The sequence below is a fragment of the Streptomyces sp. NRRL F-6676 genome (assembly GCF_000725625.1).
GTDB lineage: Bacteria > Actinomycetota > Actinomycetes > Streptomycetales > Streptomycetaceae > Streptomyces.
In genome coordinates this window covers 45,096-66,373 of sequence record NZ_JOHS01000037.1, presented here as the reverse complement: position 1 = coordinate 66,373, position 21,278 = coordinate 45,096, and the positions used below count along the sequence as shown (strand labels likewise).

Here is a 21,278-nt window from a genome sequence, read left to right as displayed (position 1 = left end):
GGGGAGGGGGGCGGGGCCCCCTCCCCCCCGCGACGCCTCCCGCCCGGCCACGAGCGCCCACCCCCTCCACCGCAACCTCCCTGCAACCTCCCTCCTCCTAGTCTCCGGTCGGGAGCTGCCCGGTGGTGGGCGGTGGTTGGTTCGGGAGGGTGAGCGGTATGACGCGTTACGCAGCGCCGGGGAGCGAGGGGGCGGTCGTCTCCTACCAGGCGCGGTACGACCACTTCATCGGTGGCGAGTACGTGCCGCCGGCCCGGGGGCAGTACTTCGAGAACCCGAGTCCGGTGAACGGGCAGCCGTTCACGGAGATCGCGCGGGGCACCGCCGAGGACGTCGAGCGTGCCCTGGACGCCGCGCACGCGGCGGCGCCCGCCTGGGGGCGCACGTCCGTGGCCGCGCGGGCCGAGGTCCTGCTGCGGATCGCCGACCGGATGGAGGCGAACCTGGAGCGGCTGGCGGTCGCGGAGAGCTGGGAGAACGGCAAGCCGGTGCGGGAGACGCTGGCCGCGGACATTCCGCTGGCCATCGACCACTTCCGCTACTTCGCGGGCGCGCTCCGGGCGCAGGAGGGCTCGCTCGGGGAGATCGACGACGACACGGTGGCGTACCACTTCCACGAGCCGCTGGGCGTGGTCGCCCAGATCATCCCGTGGAACTTCCCGATCCTGATGGCGACCTGGAAGCTCGCGCCGGCCCTGGCCGCGGGCAACGCGGTGGTGCTGAAGCCCGCAGAGCAGACCCCGGCGTCGATCCACTACTGGCTGAGCCTGGTCTCCGACCTGCTGCCGCCGGGTGTGGTGAACGTCGTCAACGGCTTCGGGGTCGAGGCGGGCAAACCGCTGGCGTCCAGTCCCCGGGTGGCGAAGGTGGCGTTCACCGGTGAGACGACGACCGGCCGGCTGATCATGCAGTACGCCTCGGAGAACATCACCCCCGTCACGCTCGAACTGGGCGGCAAGTCGCCGAACCTCTTCTTCGACGACGTGTCGTCCGCGCGCGACGACTTCCTCGACAAGGCGCTCGAGGGCTTCACGATGTTCGCACTCAACCAGGGCGAGGTGTGCACCTGCCCGTCGCGCGCGCTGGTGCAGCGCGGTCACTACGCCGAGTTCATGGAGGCGGCCGTGGCCCGTACCGAGCGGATCGTCACCGGGCATCCGCTGGACACCGACACGATGATCGGCGCGCAGGCCTCCAACGACCAGCTGGAGAAGATCCTCTCCTACCTGGACATCGGCCGGCAGGAGGGTGCCCGTGTGCTGACCGGCGGGGAACGCATCGAGCACGACGGCGAGTTGAAGGGCGGCTACTACGTCCAGCCGACGATCTTCGAGGGCGACAACCGGATGCGGATCTTCCAGGAGGAGATCTTCGGTCCGGTGGTGTCGGTGACGTCCTTCGACGACCTCGACGACGCGGTGAAGATCGCCAACGACACGCTGTACGGGCTGGGCGCGGGCGTGTGGACCCGGGACATGAACACGGCGTACCGGACGGGCCGCGCCATCCAGGCGGGCCGGGTGTGGACCAACTGCTACCACGCGTATCCGGCGCACGCGGCGTTCGGCGGCTACAAGGGTTCCGGCATCGGCCGCGAGACGCACAAGATGATGCTGGAGCACTATCAGCAGACGAAGAACCTCCTGGTCTCCTACTCGCCGAAGAAGCTCGGCTTCTTCTAGAGGAGAAGGGATCCCGCCCTCGCCCCCCCTCACCCCCTCAGCCCTCACCCCCGCGGCGCCCCCGTGGACGCCCGTACCACCAACGTGGTGGCGAGTTCGACGTGGTGGGACTCGATCTTCTCGCCGTTGGCCAGGCGGAGGGCGGTGCGCAGTGCCGCGCCGCCCATCTCGCGCAGGGGCTGGCGCACGGTGGTCAGTGGGGGTGAGGCCATCTGGGCGAGGCTGGTGTCGTCGAAGCCGACCACGCTCAGGTCCTCGGGGACGCGCAGTCCCCGGGCGCGGGCGGCCTCGACGGCGCCGACGGCGATCTCGTCGTTGCCCGCGAAGATCGCCGTCGGGGGTTCCGGCAGGTCGAGGAGCGCGCCGGCGCCGAGCAGTCCGGTCTCGTAGGTGAATTCGCCGGGGCGGACGTATGCCTCCGGTACCGGCGCCCGTTCCGCCTCCATGGCGGCGCGGTAGCCGTGCATGCGTGCCTGGTTGCACACGGCCGGCGCGGGCCCGCCGAGATAGGCGATGCGGCGGTGGCCCAGGGAGAGCAGGTGCCGGGTCGCGGCCAGGCCGCCGGCGAAGTTGGTCGCGCCGACGCTGTTGACCCGGCTGTCCGGCAGATGCAGGGGGTCGAGGACGACCAGCGGCAGCCCTGACCTGGCCAGTTCGTTCAGGTGTGCCGTGGTGTGCACGCTGGTGACCGCGATCAGGGCGCGGCGTCCGGCCGAGACCAGGTCCCGGGCCCAGTGCGGGGCGAGGGTGGCCTTGCTGATCACCACCGAGGCGCCCAGTTCGGCCGCGGAGTCGACGATGCCTTCCAGTGTCTCGGCCACGTATGCCTTGAGGCCGCCCTGGAACTGCACCTCGATGGTCGGGCTCTCGACGGCCTCGGTGTGGCGGAAGACGGGCGCGAGGTAGTCGTGCAGGTGCAGCAGTTCCTGCACCCGTGTGCGGGTGCCCGGCGCCACGTCACCGCGGCCGTTGACCACTTTGGACACGGTCGCCACGGAGACCCCGGCCGCTTGGGCGATGTCCGCCAAAGTGGTGCGCCTGGCGTTCGGTCGCATCGGTTCCTCTCAGCATCGGTTCCGCCGGATCGGCATCGGTACACCGGACCGGCATCAGTTCCACCGGACCGGCATCGGTTCCACCGGACCGGCATCGGTGCCGCCGGATCGCCATCGAGTCCACCGGACCGGCATCGGTGCCGCCGGACCGACATCGAGTCCACCGGATCGTCATCCGGTCACCGGATCGCATCGGTTCCACCAGAGCGGTGAGCTGCCGGTCGCGTGGGGGGAACCGGTCAACCGTACGGCAATCCGGCGCCGTGCCCGTCCGGGCGCGGTCCGGCGCGGGCGGCGGCGGGCCGGGCCGTCGCGGCATGACCTGCACCGACGGCGCGTCGGCCGCAGCTCCCGCGTCGGCCCGCCCTTCGCCGAGTCCTTTCGAAACTGTTTCGATCCCTGCCAAGGTTACTCGGAAGTCGCCCCCGCCCGGCAGCGCGGGCCCGAACTCCACCTTGATAACGCCTCTGCACATACCTTGACAGGGCTTCGGCCCGGTACCTAATTTGCGTGCACCGAGTTCGCGGACAAGTTCGACGATTGCTGTTTCGAAAAGTTTTCGACACGACTCACGAGTAGCCGACGGCTCTCGAGTGCGGAGAAGCACATGGCGAACCCCCTCTCTCGACGTACCCTCCTCGGCATGGCGGCCGCCGTCCCGGTCTCCGCGGCGCTGTCGGCGTGCGGCTCGTCGGGGCCCGGCAAGAGCGACAAGGCCTCGTACTGGTACCTCAGCGGCCAGCCCCAGGAAGGCGTCAGGACCAAGGCCCTGGACGCGTTCAACGAGGCTCATTCCGACGAGCGGATCAAGGGCACCACCTTCCAGAACGACGCCTACAAGACGAAGATCAAGACGGCCATCGGCGCCGGGAAGGCGCCCACGCTCATCTGGGGCTGGGGCGGCGGCACGCTGCGCAGCTATGTGAAGGCGGGGCAGGTCGAGGACCTCACGTCGTGGTTCGGCGACCACCCGGAGGTCAAGAAGCGGCTGTTCCCGTCCTCGTTCGGCCCAGCGACGATCGACGGCAAGATCTACGCGATGCCGTGCGAGACGGTGCAGCCGATCGTCCTCTACTACAACAAGAAGGTCTTCGAGAAGGTCGGCGTCGAACCCCCGCAGTCCTGGGGCGACATCATGGACCTGGTGCCCAAGTTCAACGCCAAGAACATCGCGCCCTTCTCCCTGGGCGGCCAGTCGCGGTGGACGAACATGATGTGGCTGGAGTTCCTCTTCGACCGCATCGGCGGCCCCGAGGTGTTCCAGGCCGTCTTCGACGGCGAGAAGGACGCGTGGTCCAACCCGGCGGCCCTGGACGCGCTCGGCAAGGTGCAGGAGCTGATCAAGGCGGGCGGCTTCGTCAAGGGCTTCTCCTCGATCACCGCGGACTCCAACGCCGACCAGGCGCTGCTCTACTCCGGCAGGGCCGCGATGATGCTGCACGGTTCCTGGTCGTACGGCATCCAGAAGGCCGACGGAGGGCACTTCGTCGCCGATGACGGGCTCGGTTTCATGAACTTCCCGCCCGTCGACGGCGGCAAGGGCGACCCGAGCAACACCGTCGGCAACCCCGGCCAGTATCTGTACATCTCCTCCAAGGCCAGCGCCGAGCAGAAGAAGATCGCCAAGGACTACTTCACCAAGGGCGTCCTCCAGCCGGCCGAGGTGAAGAACTGGATCGGCACCGGCGCGGTCCCGCTGCTGCTCGGCACCGAGAAGCAGTTGGCGGCCTCCGACGACGCCGAGTTCCTGAAGTTCACCTACGACGTCGCCAGCAAGGCCAAGACGTTCGCCCAGTCCTGGGACCAGGCGCTCAGTCCGACGGCGGCGGAGACGCTGCTGGACAACATCGCCAAGCTGTTCCAGCGGTCCGTCTCGCCGAAGACCTTCGCCGCCAACATGAACGCGGTCATCGGCAAATGAGCACACTGACCAGTCCTCCGCCGCGCCGCGAGCCGCGCAGCATCCTGCCGTGGCTCGCGGCGCCGGCGCTGGTGTTCTTCGTCGGCTTCGCCGTGATCCCGCTCCTCGGTGTCTTCGCGCTGAGCTTCACCACCTGGGACGGGATCGGCGGCATCCATCCCTCGGGGCTGACCAGCTGGCGCGCGGTGCTCACCAACCCCGGGCTGCCGCACGCCCTGTGGGTGACGTTCCTGGTCATGGCCGTGTCCTGGGCGGTGCAGACGCCGCTGAGCGTGCTGCTCGGCGCGTTCCTGGCCGGCAGCCAGCGCTACCGCGCGGTGCTGGGCGTGGTGTACTTCGTGCCGCTGCTGCTCAGCTCCGCGGCCATCGCGCTCACGTACAAGGCGCTGCTGGACCCCAACTTCGGGATCGGTCACGGGCTGGGGATCGGCTTCCTCAGCCAGGACTGGCTGGGCCGCCCGTGGCTCGCCTTCGGCCTGGTGATCTTCGTCGTCTCCTGGCAGTTCGTCCCGTTCCACTCGCTGCTCTACCAGGGCGCGGTCCGGCAGATCCCGCAGTCGTTGTACGAGGCGGCGCAGCTGGACGGCGCCGGCCGGGTCCGGCAGTTCTTCAGCATCACGCTGCCGCAGCTGAAGTACACCGTCATCACCTCCTCGACGCTCATGGTGGTGGGGTCGCTGACCTTCTTCGACCTGATCTTCATCCTGACCGAGGGCGGTCCCGGGGACGCGACCCGGGTCCTCGCACTGGACATGTACAAACGGGGTTTCCAGGCCAACCTGATGGGGCCGGCCAGCGCCATCGCCGTCATCCTCGTCCTGGTGGGCCTGGCCCTCGCCCTGCTGCTGCGCAGGCTGGGGGGCCGGGACGCCGGTGAGAGCCAACTCGAGGGGGCCTGACGTGACCACCACGCTGACCAAGCCCGAGCGGCCGGAGAAGACCGCGCAGCGCGAGGGGCGGCGCCGCTCCCGTCCGGCGGCCCGCCGGCGCAACTGGGCCGGCGGTCTGGCCGGCTGGCTCTGGCTCGCCGTCGTCGCCCTGCCCCTGTACTGGGTGCTCATCACCAGTCTGAAGGAGAAGAGCGCCTACTACGCGAGCAATCCGATGGTGCCGCCGGGCGACCCCACGCTGGACAACTACCAGATGGTCATCGACTCCGACTTCCCGACCTACTTCGTCAACAGCGTCGTGGTCGCCGCCGGTGCGGTGATACCGGCCGTCGCGGTCTCCTTCATGGCCGCCTACGCGATCGTGCGCGGCTGGCGCTTCAGGTTCCTGCGGACCGTCAACGGCCTGTTCCTGATGGGCCTCGCCATTCCGTTGCAGGCGACGGTCATCCCGGTGTACCTGATCATCATCAAGCTGCATCTGTACGACAGTCTGCTGGCGCTGATCCTGCCGTCGATCGCCTTCGCCATCCCGCTGTCCGTGCTGGTGCTGTCCAACTTCCTCCGTGACGTGCCCAAGGAACTCTTCGACTCCATGCGGGTCGACGGGGCCACCGAGTGGACGACCCTGTGGCGGCTGGCGGCGCCGCTGAGCCGGCCGGCCCTGACCACCGTGTCCGTCTACAACGCGCTGACCATCTGGAACGGCTTCCTGCTGCCGCTGATCCTCACCCAGAGCCCGTCGAAGCGGACGCTTCCGCTGGCCCTGTGGTCGTTCCAGGGCCAGTACGGGGTGAACGTCCCCGCCGTGCTCGCCGCCGTCGTCCTCACGACGGCGCCCATCCTGGCGCTCTACGTCTTCGGGCGCCGGCAGTTGCTCAGCGGTCTGACCGCCGGTTACGGCCGGTGACCGGTCCGTTCGAAGCCCTGACGCCGTCCGTGGAAGGAAAGTGACTGTCAACGTGGCCGTGGAGCCCCTGCCCGCGATTCCCCTCTGGAACGATCCCACCGTCCCCATCGCCGCCAGGGTCGACGCCCTGATCGGCGCGATGACCCTCCAGGAGAAGACCGCCCAGCTGTACGGGGTGTGGGTCGGCGCCTCCGACGAGGGCGGCGAAGTCGCCCCGCACCAGCACGACATGGAGGAGCCCGTCGACCTCGACGCGCTCCTGCCCGCCGGACTGGGCCAGCTGACCCGGCCCTTCGGCACCCGTCCGGTCGACCCCGCCCTGGGCGCCCTCTCCCTGGCCCGCACCCAGAAACGCATCGCCGCCACGAACCGCTTCGGCATCCCCGCCCTCGCGCACGACGAGTGCCTCGCGGGCTTCGCATCGGCGAGGACCCCTACCTCGTCGGCACCGTCGCCACCGCCTACGTCCAGGGCCTGGAGTCCGCCGGCATCGTCGCCACCCTCAAGCACTTCGCCGGATACTCCGCCTCCCGCGCCGGACGCAACCTCGCCCCCGTCTCCATGGGCCCGCGCGAACGCGCCGACGTCCTGCTGCCACCCTTCGAGATGGCGGTCCGGGAAGGCGGCGCCCGGTCGGTGATGCACGCCTACACCGACACCGACGGCGTCCCCTCGGCGGCCGACGAGGACCTGCTCACCGGGCTGCTGCGGGACACCTGGGGCTTCGACGGCACCGTCGTCGCCGACTACTTCGCCATCGCCTTCCTCAAGACCCTGCACGGCGTGGCCGCCGACTGGGCCGAGGCCGCCGGTACGGCGCTGCGGGCCGGCGTCGACGTCGAACTGCCCAACGTCAAGACGTACGGCGCACCCCTGACCGAGGCCGTCGCCGAGGGCCGGACACCGGAGGAACTGGTCGACCGCGCCCTGCGGCGGGTGCTCACCCAGAAGGCGGCGCTCGGTCTGCTCGACGCGGACTGGGACCCCGTGCCGGCCGCGCTCGACGGGGCGGATCTCGAGGACCCGGACCCGGCGGTCCTGCGGGGCCGGGTCGACCTGGACGGTCCGGACAACCGCGCGCTGGCCCGCACGATCGCCGAGGAGGCGGTCATCCTGCTGAGCAACGACGGCACCCTGCCGCTGGCCGGGCCGCGCCGGATCGCCCTGCTCGGGCCCAACGCCGACGAGCCCGTCGCCGTGCTGGGCTGCTACTCCTTCCCCCAGCACATCGGCGTCCGCCACCCCGGGACCCCGCTCGGCATCGAGCTGCCCACGCTGCGCGACACGCTCGCCGCCGAGTTCCCCGACGCGGAGATCACCCTGGTCCGCGGCACCGGGATCGACGACGGGGACCTGTCCGGCATCGACGAGGCCGCCCGGGCGGCGCGCGAGGCCGACGTCGCCGTGGTGGTGCTCGGCGACCGTGCCGGGCTCTTCGGGCGGGGCACCAGCGGCGAGGGGTGCGACGTCGGTTCGCTGGCGCTGCCGGGCGCCCAGCAGCAACTGCTCGACACCCTGCTCGACGGGGAGACGCCCGTGGTCACCGTGCTGCTCGCGGGGCGGCCGTACGCGCTGGGCCGCGCCGTGGCGGAGTCCGCCGCGCTCGTGCAGTCGTTCTTCCCGGGCGAGGAGGGCACGCACGCGATCGCCGGTGTGCTCAGCGGCCGTGTCAACCCCTCCGGGCGGCTGCCGGTCGGGGTGCCGCGCGATCCGGGCTCCCAGCCGGCCACGTACCTCGGGGCGCCGCTCGCCCATGTCAGCGGGGTGTCCAGCATCGACCCGACACCCGCGTTCGCCTTCGGGCACGGTCTGTCCTACACGCGCTTCGACTGGTCGGACCTGGCCGTGGACAGCCATGAGGCCCCGACGGACGGCGAGTTCGCCCTCGCCTTCACCGTGCGCAACACGGGTGGGCGGTCCGGGACCGAGGTCGTCCAGCTCTATCTGCACGACCCGGTCGCCTCCGTGGTCCAGCCGGTGCAGCGTCTCGTCGCCTACACCCGTGTGGCGCTGGAGCCCGGCCAGGCGCAGCGGGTGCGGGTCACGGTCCCGGCCGACCTCGCCTCCTTCACCGGGCGCGACGGCCGGCGCGTCGTCGAACCGGGCGAGCTGGAGCTGCGGCTGGCCGCGTCCAGCGCGGATCCGCGCCTGACGGCGACGGTCACGCTGACCGGGGCCGAGCGCCCGGTGGACCACACGCGGCGTCTGCACGCCACGGTGAAACAGGAGCCGGTCGCCGAGGAGTGACGCGGGCTCCCGCCGTCTCGGAACGGGTCAGAGCAGGCCGCGCCGGGCGAGGTTGCGCAGCAGCGCGCCCACGCCGAACGTCCACGGCGCGGCCTGTTCGCTGGTGACGACGGTGTTGACGAGGGCGCCGAGCGGCGGGCTGGAGATCCGCACGAGGTCGCCGTACTCGTGGGTGAAGCCCGCGCCGGGCGCGTGCCGGTCCTCGGTGGGGGCGAACAGGGTTCCGGTGAACAGCGCGAAGCCGTCCGGGTACTGGTGGTGCGGGCCGTGCGTGGCGGCCACCAGATCCGCTACGTCGCGGCTGATCTCGCGCAGGGAGCTGCTGCCGTGCAGGACGTAGCCGTCGGTGCCGTCGATGCGCAGGTCGATGTCGAGCCCGCGGACGGTGTCGAGGCCGAAGTCCTCGTCGAGGAGGCGGACGAACGGGCCGATCGCGCAGGAGGCGTTGTTGTCCTTGGCGCGGCCCAGCAGCAGGGCGCTGCGTCCCTCGATGTCGCGGAGGTTGACGTCGTTGCCGAGGGTGGCGCCGCGTATCCGGCCGCGGGAGTCCACGACGAGGACGAGTTCGGGTTCGGGGTTGTTCCACACCGAGGCGCCGAGCACTCCGATCTCGGCGCCGGTGCCGACGGCGGACAGGACGGGGGCCTTGGTGAAGACTTCCGGGTCCGGTCCGATGCCGACCTCCAGGTACTGCGACCACAGTCCTTCGGCGACGAGCAGTTCCTTGGCCCTCTCCGCCTCGGGCGAGCCGGGGCGGATGCCGTCGAGGGCGCCGCCCACCACCTGCTGGACGCGGTGGCGTACCCGTGCGGCCTGTGCCGGATCGCCGCCGGTGCGCTCCTCGATGACGCGTTCCAGCAGGCTCCGGGCGAAGGTGACGCCCGCGGCCTTGATGACCTGGAGGTCGACGGGGGCGAGCAGATGGGGCACGTCGCGGCGGCCGACGGGTGCGTCGAGGAGCGCGTCCAGGGGCCAGACCTGTCCGCCGTCGGCCTCGCGGACGAGGGCGGCCGCGTCCTCGCGTTCCATGAGGTCGGAGACGGTGGGCGTGTGGGCCGTCAGGTCGACGACGTGCTCGCCGCGGACCGCGGCGACGCACGGTCCGTCGCACCGCGGGTCGTGGACGCGGGCGACGAGGGCGGCCCGGTCGGCGTCCTCAGGCAGGACGGAGCCGGGGGTGAGGGCCGGTCGGGGGCGCGCTGCTGCCGGTTCCACGGTCGATGCTCTCCTGGGGTCGGAAGGTGGGAGCTCAGTGGGAGTCGCGCGGCACCTCGTGTCCCCGGCTGCCGCGCAGGAAGTCGAAGTCGGCGCCCTGGTGCGCCTGTTCCACATGCTGGGTGTAGAGCCAGGTGTAGCCGCCGGTGTACCGCTCGGCGGGCGCCCGCCACTCCTGCCGGCGGCGCGCGAGTTCGGCGTCGTCCACGTCCAGGCGCAGGGTGCGGTTCGGGACGTCGAGGACGACGACGTCCCCGTCGCGCACCAGGGCGAGGGGTCCGCCGACGGCGGCCTCGGGCGCCACGTGCAGGACGACCGTCCCGTACCCGGTGCCGCTCATCCGGCCGTCGCAGACGCGCACCATGTCGGTGACGCCGGCCTTGAGCAGCTTGGCGGGCAGGGGCACGTTGGAGACCTCGGGCATGCCGGGGTAGCCCTTGGGGCCGGCGTTGCGGATGACGAGGACGGTGTTCTCGTCGACGTCGAGGTCCGGGTCGTCGGCCACCTCGTGGTAGGCCTCGGGCGAGTCGAAGACGCGGGCGGGGCCGCGGTGGGTGAGCAGGTGCGGTGAGGCGGCGGACTGCTTGAGCACGGCGCCGTCGGGGCAGAGGTTGCCCCGGAGGACGGCGATGCCGGTGCCGGCGGGCTGGAAGGGGGCGTCGAGGGGGGTGATGACGTCGGAGTCGACGCATTCGGCGTGTGCGGTGTTCTCGGCGAGGGTGCGGCCGGTGACGGTGAGCTGTTCGCCGTGCAGCAGTTCGCCGCCGAGCAGTTCGGCCAGCACGGCGGGCAGGCCGCCCGCGTAGCAGAAGTCCTCCATGAGGTACGTGCCGCTGGGCATCAGGTTGACCAGGGTGGGCACCGCGCGGACCAGTTCGTCGAAGTCCCGCAGGTCCAGTTCGACGCCGACGCGTCCGGCGAGGGCGGTGAGGTGGATGAGGGCGTTGGTGGAGCCGCCGATGGCCGCGTTGACGCGGATGGCATTCTCGAACGCCTTCCGGGTCAGGATGTGCGAGGGGCGCAGCTCCTCCTCGACCATCGCCACGATGCGCCGCCCGGCCGCCTGCGCGGTCTCCATCCGCCGGGAGTCGACGGCGGGCCAGGCCGCCGAGCCCGGCAGCTGCATGCCGAGCGCCTCGGCCATGCAGGCCATCGTGGAGGCGGTGCCCATCGTCATGCAGTGGCCGCGGGAGCGGGCCATGCACCCTTCGGCGAAGAAGCACTCCTCCTCGGTCATGCGGCCGGTCTTCAGGTCCTCCTCGAACTTCCAGACGTGGGTGCCGGATCCCACGTCCTGGCCCCGGTACTTGCCGTTGAGCATCGGCCCGCCGGTGACCATGACGGCGGGCAGGTCGACGCTGGCGGCGCCCATGAGCATGGCGGGGGTGGTCTTGTCGCAGCCGGACAGGAGGACGACGCCGTCGAGCGGGTTGGCCCGGATCAGCTCCTCGACCTCCATGGCCATGAGGTTGCGGTAGAGCATGGCGGTGGGGCGCATCAGGGTCTCGCCGGTGGCCATGGTGGGGAACATCAGCGGCAGTCCGCCCGCCTGCCACACCCCTCGCTTGACGGCTTCGGCGACGTCGGTCAGGTGTGCGTTGCAGGGGGCGAGTTCGGAGGCGCTGGTGGCGATGCCGATGACGGGGCGTCCGTCGAACACCTCGTGTCCGAAGCCCTGGTTGCGCATCCAGGAGCGGTACAGCATGCCGCTGCGGCCCCGTGCGCCGAACCAGGCCTGGCTGCGGCGGCTCTTCTCCCGACCGTCGGTCATGTGCACACTCCCGTGGCTGTGGCGTCGTCCGCTGCGCGAAGGGGCGTTGCCGGGCGGTGGCCCGGAGGCCGTACCCTGTCACGCAATCATCGAATGATTCGATGAAGGGGTCCAGGGGGCGGGCGGAGACCGCGCGGGCACGTCCTCGGCCGGCAACGGCCCGCCCGGCTCCCACTCGCCGCCCGCGATGTGCCGCGCGAGCTCGTCGACCACGCGCTGGTGCATGTCAGGAATGCGGCCACGGCCGCGCACCGGCACGCGGGTGCTGCCGCCGGAGCGCCGGGCCCGGGAGGTGCGGGTCCTGTACGAGTGCCCGGCGGCCCTGGAGGCCGCGGCGGCGGCACCCGGCCGCCGCGGCTGTGTCGAGGCCGACATCGCCTTCCACCGGGGCACACGGCGTACGCGGGCGGCTCAGGCCCCGACACGCGGGCAGCTCAGGCCCCGACACACGGGCGGCTCAGGCCTCGACCGTCCGGCGGTAGACCACCGCCTGCCAGGGTGCCAGCGTGAGGTCGGCCGGCGGGGCCGCCTCGTTGGTCAGCAGGAGTTCGGCCGACGACCAGGCGGCGGCGTCCTCGATCTCCGCCCTGACGCTCCGGCCGGTGAAGTTGCCGATGACCAGCAGCTCGGTGGCGCCGAGCCGCCGGGTGAAGGCGTACAGCCGCTCGTCGTGCGGCAGCAGCATGGTGAAGTCGCCGTCGACGACGGCCGGTTCGGTGTGCCGGAGTGCGATCAGCCGGCGGTAGTAGTGGTAGGTCGAGTCGGGGTCGTCGTGCTGGGCGGCGGCGTTGATCCGGGTGTAATTGGGGTTGACGGCCAGCCACGGCCGCCCGGTGGTGAACCCCGCGTGCGGCGAGGTGTCCCACTGCATCGGCGTGCGCGCGTTGTCCCGTCCCCGGGCGCGCAGCACGGTGAGCACCTCCTCGGGGGAACGGCCGTCCCGCTCCACCGCCTCGGCGTACTGTCCGAGGGACTCGATGTCGCGGAAGTCGGCGATGGTCTCGAACGGATAGTTGGTCATGCCGAGTTCTTCGCCCTGGTAGACGTAGGGCGTACCGCGGTGCAGATGCAGCACGGTGCCGAGCATCTTGGCGGAGGCGACGCGGTGGGCGGGGCTGTCGTCGCCGTAGCGGGAGACCGCCCGGGGCTGGTCGTGGTTGTTCCAGTAGAGGCTGTTCCAGCCGCGCTCCGCGAGGCCCGCCTGCCAGCGTCCGAGGATGGCCTTGAGACGGGTGAGCTTGAGCGGGACGAGCTGCCAGGGGTCGTCGCCGCGGTCGGCCCAGACGTGGTCGAACTGGAAGACCATGTCGAGCTCGCGCCGCTGCGGATCGGTGAACCGGACGGCCTCCTCGATGGTCACGCCGGGCATCTCGCCGACGGTGAGCACCGCGTCGCGGCCGGCGAACACCTCCTCGTGCATCTCGTGGAGGAACTCGTGGACGCGCGGTCCGTTGACGTAGCCCGCCGCGCTGTCGGGGAAGACCGCGGTGCCCGCCACCCGGCCGTCCGGAAGCGCGGTGTCCTTGGAGATCAGGTTGATCACGTCCATCCGGAAGCCGTCCACGCCGCGGTCCAGCCACCACCGCATCATCGCGTAGACCGCCTGCCGGACCTCCTGGTTCTCCCAGTTCAGGTCGGGCTGCTTGCGGGAGAAGAGGTGCAGGTAGTACTCGCCGGTCTTGTCGTCGAACTCCCACGCCGACCCGCCGAACGCGGCGATCCAGTTGGTGGGCTCGGCGCCGGGCGTGCCCGGCTCCATGCCCTCGCGGGCCGGCCGCCACCAGTACCAGTCGCGCTTGGGGGACGCCTTGTCGCTGCGGCTCTCGAGGAACCACGGGTGTTCGTCGGAGCTGTGGTTGACCACCAGGTCCATGACCAGTTTCATGCCGCGCGCGTGGACCCCGGCGAGCAGCTCGTCGAAGACGTCGAGGTCACCGAAGAGGGGGTCGATGTCCTGGTAGTCGCTGATGTCGTAGCCGTTGTCGTCCTGCGGGGACGGGTAGATGGGCGACAGCCAGATGACATCCACGCCGAGGTCGGCGAGGTGGTCCAGGTGGGCGATGATTCCGCGCAGGTCTCCCACGCCGTCGCCGTCGGCGTCCGCGAAGCTGCGGGGGTAGATCTGGTATACGACAGCGCTCTTCCACCAGGGGTCCATCGTCTGCGTCCTTCCGTCGCATCGCCGTCGCGGGGCCGCGGGCACGCGGAAACCGGTCTCGGCGGTGGGTGCGGGCAGGGGGCGGCGCACCGCCGGGACGTGCCGCGGCGGTGTGCCGCCCCGCTGCCTGCCTGTCATGGGCGCGGTGCCCGGGTGCTCACCCGGTCACCGCGCCTGCTGCTCTGTCGGTCCGGCCGCTTCGGGCCGGGGCCGGCTCAGTGGATCCGGACGGAGGACATCCGGTCGTTCGCCGGTCCCACGTTGGGGTTGTCCGCCGTGTACGTCCACTTGGTGCCGTCGAAGTTCCCGTCCTGGTAGACGTCGACGGTCCAGCCGGCCGGTACCTGGAGGGAGGTCGTGGTGTCGTTCTTGAGACCGGCGGCCTCCAGCTGGGCGACCGTGTAGTCGCCCTTCCCCAGGGAGACGGCCCTGCCCGAGTAGTCGGCGTCCTCGTAGAACGTCGCGGCGTCGGGGGAGCCGGAGAGGGTGAGGTAGTCGATGTTCGCCGCGGAGTCGCCGGTGTCGTACTGGAGCTTGACCGTCGCCCCGTCGGGAATGGAGATCGGCACGGTGGTGTCGGCGAAGGTGGAGTTCCAGTTCCCGGTGTACGGGAATTCGACCTTCCGCGCGAAGCGGCCGTTGACGTACAGGCTGAGCTTGGCCCCCTTGTTGGCGCTGGCGGCCCTGAAGGTCAGCGAGTTCGTCGCCGAGACGTTGTGGAACTCGACGCCGGCCCCGGCCTTGTCCATGCTTCCGACCAGTTGGCCGCCGGACGCCGAGGTGGTCGACTCGTTGCGGCCCGTGCCGTACTTCTGGCCCCTCTCCGCCTCGATGCGGCCGGAGAGCTTCTGGGCGGCGAGGGTGTACGTCATCGCCGCGAGACCGGAGGCCACTCCCGTCGACCGCCCGTTGTCGAGGGTCTTGTCGAAGGCGGCCGAGGGGAGGTCGTTGGTGCGGTGGTCGTAGGACGACTGGGCGTTGTCGCCGAGCCAGCCGAGGTACTGGGCCTGGTTGCCCAGCGTGATGAACTTGTACAGCCCGCGCAGGAAGATGCCCTTGAAGACGATCTCGTAGTTGCCCACCGGGTCGGGCGCGTAGAGGCCCTTGCCGCCGACATCGTCCTCGTTGACGATGATCTGCTTGCTCCCGGTGGTGAAGTGGGACTTGGCGAAGTCGACGACCTTCCGCCCGTCGGCGAGGTAGGTGTCGTCCTTCGTCAGGTCGTACAGATTCGCGCCCAGCTCCAGGAAGACGCCGGCGTTGTAGGTGTAGAGGTTGTCGTCCCAGTAGCGTCCGGAGAAGGAGTTCTCGAAGCCGCCGTCCGGCCGCAGGAAGCTCTTCTTCAGCCAGTCGTAGGTGTCCTGGGCGATCTGTAGATACGTCTTGTCGGTGTTCAACGGGTTGTTGTGCACCGTGACGTCCGGGTAGTAGCGGGCCAGCTCGGCGGCCGCGATCGCGAAGCCGTTCGAGGGGACGTCCTTCTGGTCCTTGGTGCCGCGCTCCCGCCAGAACCCGCCGCCGTGGACGTCGTCGTAGTAGTCCCGGTAGAAGAAGTCCGTGTGCCACTTCGCCTGGTCGAGCATGTGCCGGTCGCCGGTGGCCTCGTAGGCGTCGAGGGCGAACTGGGTGGCCCAGGAGTAGTCGTCGTTCCAGTCCGAGTCGTTCCCTATCCAGCAGTTCGGGTTTCCGAAGCGGTTGGCCGAGTGGGTGTTCTCGTACCGGTAGTAGGTCTCCCTGATCTTGTCCTTCCACTGCCCGGTCAGCTGTGAGGCGTCGGTGAGGGTCTCCCGGTTGAAGGAGGCCTCCCAGAAGTGGATGGCCGAGGTGTTGGAGAGGTCGGTCTTGAAGTCGCCGGCGTCGATGTAGTAGTTGCTGAGGAAGGAGTTCGTCGTCCTGACGAGGTCGGCCCGGTTGAACGTGGCGGCCGTGCTCGCCGCGCTCGCCGGCGAGGCGCCGGCGAGGAAGCCGCCGGTGAGCATCGCGGTCGCGAGCACGACTCCTGTCGCCCTCACCGCATGGGTTCGGTACCTCATGGGTTGCGCTCCCTGTCTTCTGTGGGTGAACGGCCTTCGCGAGGGGGCGGGCCGTTCCGTATGGGGGGTGCGTGCGGGGGTGGTGCGTGCGGGGGTGGTGTGTGCCGGGAGGGGATGAGGTTCCCGGGGGGGCAGCGCGGGTCAGCCCTTGATGCCGCCCGCGGTCAGACCGCTCACGATGCGCCGCTGGAGCAGCAGCACGACGACGATCAGGGGAACCGTCACGATGAGGCCGGCGGCCATCGTCTGGGTGTAGGGGACGATGTGCGGCCCCGCGGTGAAGTTGGCGATGGCCACCGTCGAGGGCGCCACCGCCGTCGAGCCGTTGGACAGCACACTGGAGAGCAGATACTCGTTCCACGACGCGAGGAAGACCAGGATCGCCGTGGTGAACATGGCCGGTGCGGCGAGCGGCAGGATGACCAGCCGGAACGCCTGCCCGGAGGTGGCGCCGTCCACCCGGGCCGCTTCTTCGAGGTTCCACGGCATCTCGGCGAAGAAGCTGGTCAGCGTGTAGACGGCCAGCGGCAGCGAGAAGGAGACCTGCGGCAGGGCCAGCGCCTGGTAGGTGCCCAGCCAGTGCCAGCTGCTGAACAGCTGGAACAGCGGGGTCAGGATCGCGACGCCGGGGAACATCGAGGCGCCGAGGATCACCGTCAGGACGAATCCCTTGCCGCGGAAGGACAGCCGGGCCAGCGCGTACGCGGCGAAGACACCGATCACCATGGACACCGCGGTGACCACCGCGCCGATGAGGAGGCTGTTCAGCAGTGAGCGCGCGAAGGGGTTGTACTCCGCGTCGAACGCGTACCGGAAGTTGTCCAGGGTGACGTGGCTGAACCACAGGTCCGTGGCGAAGGTGTGCTCGTTGTCGCGGAAGGCGAGCACGAGCATCCAGTAGAACGGCGCCAGGCACCACACGACGATGATCATCGTGGTGACGGCGGTTCCGACGGTGCCCCAGTTGATGGCCCGGCCTCGCCGCGGGGCGGACGCCCGAGCGGTCGGGACGGGGGTCGCGGTCGTGGTCGTCATCTCACCTCACCGCCTTCGCCTGCGCGCCGAACAGGTTGGCGTTGAGCAGGCGGACCAGTCCGAAGGCGATGACGAAGATGAGCACGAAGGTGATCGTGGACAGCGCGGAGGCCGAATTGGTGCCTCTGGTGAGCTGGTTGACCACGAGGATCGAGCTCGTCGTCGTTCCGTTGGAGCCGCCGGTCAGGATCTTGGGCAGGTCGTACATGCGCAGGGTGTCCAGGGCGCGGAAGACGACGGCGACGGCGAGCGCCGGTTTCACCAGCGGCAGGGTCACGCTGGTGAACCTGCGCCACGCGTTCGCCCCGTCGATCTTCGCCGCCTCGTAGGTCTCCGCGGGGATGTTCTGGAGGCCGGCCAGGATGAGCAGGGCGATGAAGGGCGTGGTCTTCCAGGTGTCCGCGATGACGATCGCGGACCGGGCCGGCCACAGGGAGGACGTCCAGGCGTAGTGGGTGCCGAGGAGCTTGTTGATGACGCCCTGCGGGTCGAACATGACCTGCCACAGCTTGGAGGTGACCGCGGTGGGGATCGCCCACGGGATGAGGATCGCGACACGGACCAGGGCCCGGCCGCGAAACGCCCGGTGCATCGTCAGCGCGAACACCATGCCGATGACGGTCTCCAGCGTGACGGCGACGACGGTGAAGCCGACCGTGACCCCGACCGAGCTCCAGAACTGCGACCCCAGGGCTCCGCTCGGGCAGGAGGTGTAGCCGCCGTCCGCGGTGGCGCATTGCTGTAGCAGCCAGTGCGTGTAGTTGTGCAGCCCGAACCAGCTGTTGCCCTCGTTGAACATCCCGGTGGCCTTGTCCAGGCCCGGGTCGGTCAGGAACGACTGGTAGACGGCCTTGACGATGGGGTAGCCGACGATGAGGGCCAGCAGGAGGAGGGCGGGCGCGATCAGCAGGTAGGCGCGCCGCGCCTCACGGGGGCGGGTGGCGCCCCGGCGGGTCCGGGTCCGGTGCGGGCCGCCGCCCGGTGGGTTCTCCACGGCTCTTCGTTCCACGTGACCGGCTACGGTCATGGCTGTGCTCCTTGCGGTAAAGGCACCGTCCGACGTCGTGACCCGGAGGGGGAGGCGGGCCGGGGCCGCCGAGGCGGTCCGCGGGCCCCCTCCCCCGCCGGGCCGGTCAGCCGCCGGCGGTGGCGGACTTGATCGCCGCCTGCATGTCCTTCAGCGCCTTCTCGGTGGTCGTCCGGCCCTGTAGGGCCGCGTAGGTGTTGGTCTCGATCGCCTCGGTGACACCCGGGTAGAACGGGGTGATGGGGCGCGGTACCGCCGTCTGGATGCTCTTGAGCAGGTCGGGCAGGTAGGTGAACTTCTTGGTGAGCTTCGGGTCGCTGTACATCGAGGTGACCACCGGCGCCAGCGTGCCCACGGTCAGGTTGTTGCGCTGGACCGTGTCGGACTCCATGAACTTCAGGAAGTCCAGGGCGGTCGCCTTGTGCTTGGAGTAGGCGCTGATGCCGAGGTTGTGACCGCCCAGCGTGGACGCGCCGTGGCCGGAGGGGCCGGGCAGGGGGGCGACACCGTACTTGCCGGCCACCTTGGATCCCTTGCCGTCGAGGATGGCGACCGCGTACGGCCAGTTGCGCATGAACATCAGCTGGCCGGACTCGAACGCGTTGAGGCTCTGGGTCTCCTGGAAGCCGAGCGCCTCCTTCGGGATGTAGCCGTCCTTGACGCCGTTGACCAGGAAGTCAAGGCCCTTGGCGGACTCCGGGGAGTCGACCGTCGCACTGCGCCCGTCCTTGCCGACGATCGAACCGCCCGTGGCGTTGATCGCCTCGGCGGCGTTCACCGTCAGGCCCTCGTACTTGGCGAACTGGCCCGCGTAGCAGCCGGGTTTGGGCCCGGTGATGGTGCCCTTGGTGGTCTTGCCCGCGCAGTCGTCGATCAGCTCGTCCCAGGTGGTGGGCGCCTTGGAGACCAGGTCGGTGCGGTAGTAGAGCAGCCCGCCGTCCGAGTTGTAGGGCGCGGCGAAGAGCTTGTTGTTGTAGGTCGCCGACTTGACGGTGGCCGGGAGCAGCTTGCCCGTGTCCACGGCGAACTGGTCGGTGAGCGGGATGATCCAGCCCCGGGCCGCGAACTCGGCCGTCCACACCACGTCGACGGTGACGACGTCGTAGCCGGCGTCCTTCGCCTGGAAGTGCTGTTCCAGGTCGGACAACTGCTGGTCGGCCTGGTCGCTCTGCTGCTTGATGGTCACTTTCTCGTCGGGGTGTGCCTTGTTCCACGTATCGGCGATGAACGGAAGGACGCCGCTGTTGTCCTTGTAGGTGACGAAGGTGATCGGCCCGCGGGCCTTCACTCCTTGCGCCGCGCTGTCGCCGTCACTGCCCGAACCGCCGCAGCCGGCCAGGACCAGCGCCGCGCTGAGCATGCCCGCGACGGTCGCGACCCTCCTTGCACCCATGAGGCGCTCCCCTTCGTCCATGGAATCGATACGATTCGACGATGTTGCGAGCACGTTAAAGTGCGCCCTGGGGCGAGTCAATGGCGAAAAGATCCGGCCGGATTACGGGTCGATAACGGATCAGCGCGGCCCGGGAGCCGGTCCGGAGCTCGCCCGGACCACCAGCTCACCGTCGAACAGCATCTGCGAAGGGGTGCTGAGCTGCTGTCCCTCGATACGGCGGATCAGCATCTCGGCCGCCGCCTTGCCCATGGCCGCGGCGCCCGGTCCCACCGTGGTCATCGTCGGCGTCGTCATCTCGGCGGCCTGGGCCGGCATGTCGATGGACACCACGGAGAAGTCCTCGGGGATACGGCGGCCCTGTCCCACCGCGGCGGCCATGATGCCGGGCGTGGCCTGCTCGTTGAACGCGATCACCGCGGTCGTCCGCGGCTGCGCGGCGAGCAGTTCGGCGAACGCCTGCCGGCCTCCGGCGGGGGTGCTCCGGCAGGTCAGCGCGGTCAGTTCGACGCCCGCGTCCCGCGCCGCCCGCAGGATGCCGTCGCGCAGCCGGATGGCGTTGCCGCGTCCGGAGGCGATCGTCGCGGCGTCCTGGTGCACGAAGCCGAGATGGCGGTGCCCCTGCCCGGCGAGGTGCTCGACGGCCAGCCGGGCGCACTGGTCGAAGTCGGTGTCGACGTAGTCCAGATCACCGGGGTCGGCGTTCTGCCCCAGCATGGTGAAGGTCAGCTCCGAGTTCCGCAGGACCTCGATACGGGGGTCCTCCAGCCGGACCTCCATCAGCAGGACGCCGTCCACCAGTCCCTGCTGGGCCAGGCCGGCGAGGTCGTCGAGCGCCTCGGCCCCCGAGGTCCACAGCAGCAGGTGGTATCCGCGGTCCTGGGCGTGGTCGGAGGCGCCGAAGATGTACTCCATCGAGCCGAGGTTCATCCCCTGCCCGTCCTTGGGGAACAGCACCGCGATGATGTGGCTGCGTTTGCTCTTGAGCCCCCGGGCGAAGACGTTGGGCCGGTAGCCCAGTTCGGCCATCGCCTGCTGGATCCGGGTGCGCGTGGCCTCGGAGATGGGCCGGCTGCCGGTCATGGCATAGGAGACCGTGCTCGGCGAGACGCCGGCGCGCCGCGCGACGTCCACCATGGTCGGTACCTTGTCGCCCGCACTACGGGACATGGTCCCCTCTCATCCCCGGTCCCCGCGACCACCCGGCGTGACCACTGAGGACGTCCACGCCACACCGCCGAGACTTCGCGAGGCGGGCGGTGCGCAAGTGTATCCAGCGGCCGCCATGGGTATGCGCGGGCCGCCGTGCGCACGCTCCGGAAGGCCGGGCACCGCTCACGCCCCGGGGCGCAGCGCCTCGATCCGGCGTACGGCGTCACGCAGGAGCGTGCGGGCCACCGGCTTGCGGACCGGGCGGGACGGTTGCAGCAGCGAGGGCGGCACATCGACGTACGTACGGTCGGCGCGGCTGACCCGGATGGTCTCCGAACCGCGCACACCGGTGACGACGTCGACCTGCGCGACCGACGACCACGGCAGCCACTGCTCCCGGCCGACGAACCGGACGGCGATCCCCTCGCCGTCCACCACGAGGTACATCCGCGCGCCCACCAGGGCCGTCACCAGTGCCGCCGCGCCCGCCGCGAGCGTCAGCAGCCGCAGTGCGGCCGAGGGGTGCCCGTAGATGTTCACCGCGGCACACGGGCAGGCGAGCAGGATCAGCGCCGCGATCTGCACCGGCGGAACCCGCCACGCCGCCGGGGTGCTCCCCGCCTCAACCATGTCAGCCCCCGCACAACGAGCGTTTGTTTCCGCACACCCTAGACCGGGCTGCCGCGGGACGGCACCGTGCCGGCGGACGCTCCCACACCAGTTCCTCCTGTCACTCGTTGCGGTAACCGGGAGTCGTGCGCACCCGCCGCCGCTCCATGATCGGTGGGTGGC

14 protein-coding genes and 1 pseudogene are annotated in these 21,278 nt (G+C 70.3%); 5 read left to right on the top strand and 10 right to left on the bottom strand.

Features of this window, described 5'->3' with window-relative positions; all coding sequences use genetic code 11:
• Positions 1 to 158 precede the first annotated feature (158 nt).
• On the top strand, positions 159 to 1,682 hold the full coding sequence (locus IO29_RS21875; RefSeq protein ID WP_030383439.1) for an acetaldehyde dehydrogenase ExaC: 1,524 nt from the start codon (positions 159 to 161) through the stop codon (positions 1,680 to 1,682).
• A gap of 44 nt (positions 1,683 to 1,726) precedes the next feature.
• Here the strand turns inward: IO29_RS21875 and IO29_RS21870 are convergent, their stop codons facing one another.
• The gene (locus tag IO29_RS21870) at positions 1,727 to 2,737 is read right to left on the bottom strand and encodes a LacI family DNA-binding transcriptional regulator (RefSeq protein WP_030383438.1); all 1,011 of its coding nucleotides are present in this window, start codon (positions 2,735 to 2,737) and stop codon (positions 1,727 to 1,729) included.
• 607 nt (positions 2,738 to 3,344) lie between these two features.
• Between IO29_RS21870 and IO29_RS21865 the strand changes: the two genes are divergently transcribed.
• From IO29_RS21865 to IO29_RS21850, 4 genes and pseudogenes are all read left to right on the top strand, one after another.
• Positions 3,345 to 4,658 (top strand): extracellular solute-binding protein, encoded by a 1,314-nt coding sequence (locus IO29_RS21865; RefSeq protein WP_030383437.1) that lies wholly within the window; start codon positions 3,345 to 3,347, stop codon positions 4,656 to 4,658.
• Positions 4,655 to 5,557, top strand: a complete 903-nt coding sequence (locus tag IO29_RS21860; protein WP_030383436.1) for a carbohydrate ABC transporter permease — start codon at positions 4,655 to 4,657, stop codon at positions 5,555 to 5,557. Before IO29_RS21865 ends, IO29_RS21860 begins: the two co-directional genes overlap by 4 nt.
• Position 5,558: 1 nt before the next feature.
• Positions 5,559 to 6,455 carry a carbohydrate ABC transporter permease gene (locus IO29_RS21855; RefSeq protein WP_030383435.1) on the top strand — a complete coding sequence of 299 codons (897 nt, stop codon included), beginning with the start codon at positions 5,559 to 5,561 and terminating at the stop codon, positions 6,453 to 6,455.
• 40 nt (positions 6,456 to 6,495) lie between these two features.
• Positions 6,496 to 8,702 (top strand): annotated as a pseudogene (locus IO29_RS21850) (glycoside hydrolase family 3 C-terminal domain-containing protein).
• Between the two features lie 27 nt (positions 8,703 to 8,729).
• Here the strand turns inward: IO29_RS21850 and IO29_RS21845 are convergent.
• The 9 genes from IO29_RS21845 to IO29_RS21795 form a co-directional block, all read right to left on the bottom strand.
• Positions 8,730 to 9,917, bottom strand: coding sequence for a fumarylacetoacetate hydrolase family protein (locus IO29_RS21845; RefSeq protein WP_030380777.1), 1,188 nt, complete (start codon positions 9,915 to 9,917; stop codon positions 8,730 to 8,732).
• A gap of 34 nt (positions 9,918 to 9,951) precedes the next feature.
• Complete coding sequence (locus IO29_RS21840; protein ID WP_030380776.1) at positions 9,952 to 11,688, bottom strand: IlvD/Edd family dehydratase; 1,737 nt, start codon at positions 11,686 to 11,688, stop codon at positions 9,952 to 9,954.
• Positions 11,689 to 12,145: 457 nt separating this feature from the next.
• Positions 12,146 to 13,846 carry a glycoside hydrolase family 13 protein gene (locus IO29_RS21830; protein WP_030380774.1) on the bottom strand — a complete coding sequence of 567 codons (1,701 nt, stop codon included), beginning with the start codon at positions 13,844 to 13,846 and terminating at the stop codon, positions 12,146 to 12,148.
• A gap of 215 nt (positions 13,847 to 14,061) precedes the next feature.
• Positions 14,062 to 15,879, bottom strand: coding sequence for a glycoside hydrolase family 76 protein (locus IO29_RS35645; RefSeq protein WP_078618357.1), 1,818 nt, complete (start codon positions 15,877 to 15,879; stop codon positions 14,062 to 14,064).
• 141 nt (positions 15,880 to 16,020) lie between these two features.
• Positions 16,021 to 16,914, bottom strand: coding sequence for a carbohydrate ABC transporter permease (locus tag IO29_RS21815; RefSeq protein ID WP_030380771.1), 894 nt, complete (start codon positions 16,912 to 16,914; stop codon positions 16,021 to 16,023).
• Position 16,915: 1 nt separating this feature from the next.
• Entirely contained in the window at positions 16,916 to 17,941 is a 1,026-nt protein-coding gene (locus IO29_RS21810; protein WP_030380770.1) for a carbohydrate ABC transporter permease, read from the bottom strand.
• A 106-nt stretch (positions 17,942 to 18,047) separates the two neighbouring features.
• Positions 18,048 to 19,334: an ABC transporter substrate-binding protein gene (locus IO29_RS21805; RefSeq protein ID WP_030380769.1), complete on the bottom strand. Its 1,287-nt coding sequence runs from the start codon at positions 19,332 to 19,334 to the stop codon at positions 18,048 to 18,050.
• Between the two features lie 120 nt (positions 19,335 to 19,454).
• Positions 19,455 to 20,504: a LacI family DNA-binding transcriptional regulator gene (locus tag IO29_RS21800; protein WP_033226214.1), complete on the bottom strand. Its 1,050-nt coding sequence runs from the start codon at positions 20,502 to 20,504 to the stop codon at positions 19,455 to 19,457.
• Positions 20,505 to 20,669: 165 nt separating this feature from the next.
• Entirely contained in the window at positions 20,670 to 21,116 is a 447-nt protein-coding gene (locus IO29_RS21795) for a PH domain-containing protein (protein ID WP_158709363.1), read from the bottom strand.
• Positions 21,117 to 21,278 lie beyond the last annotated feature (162 nt).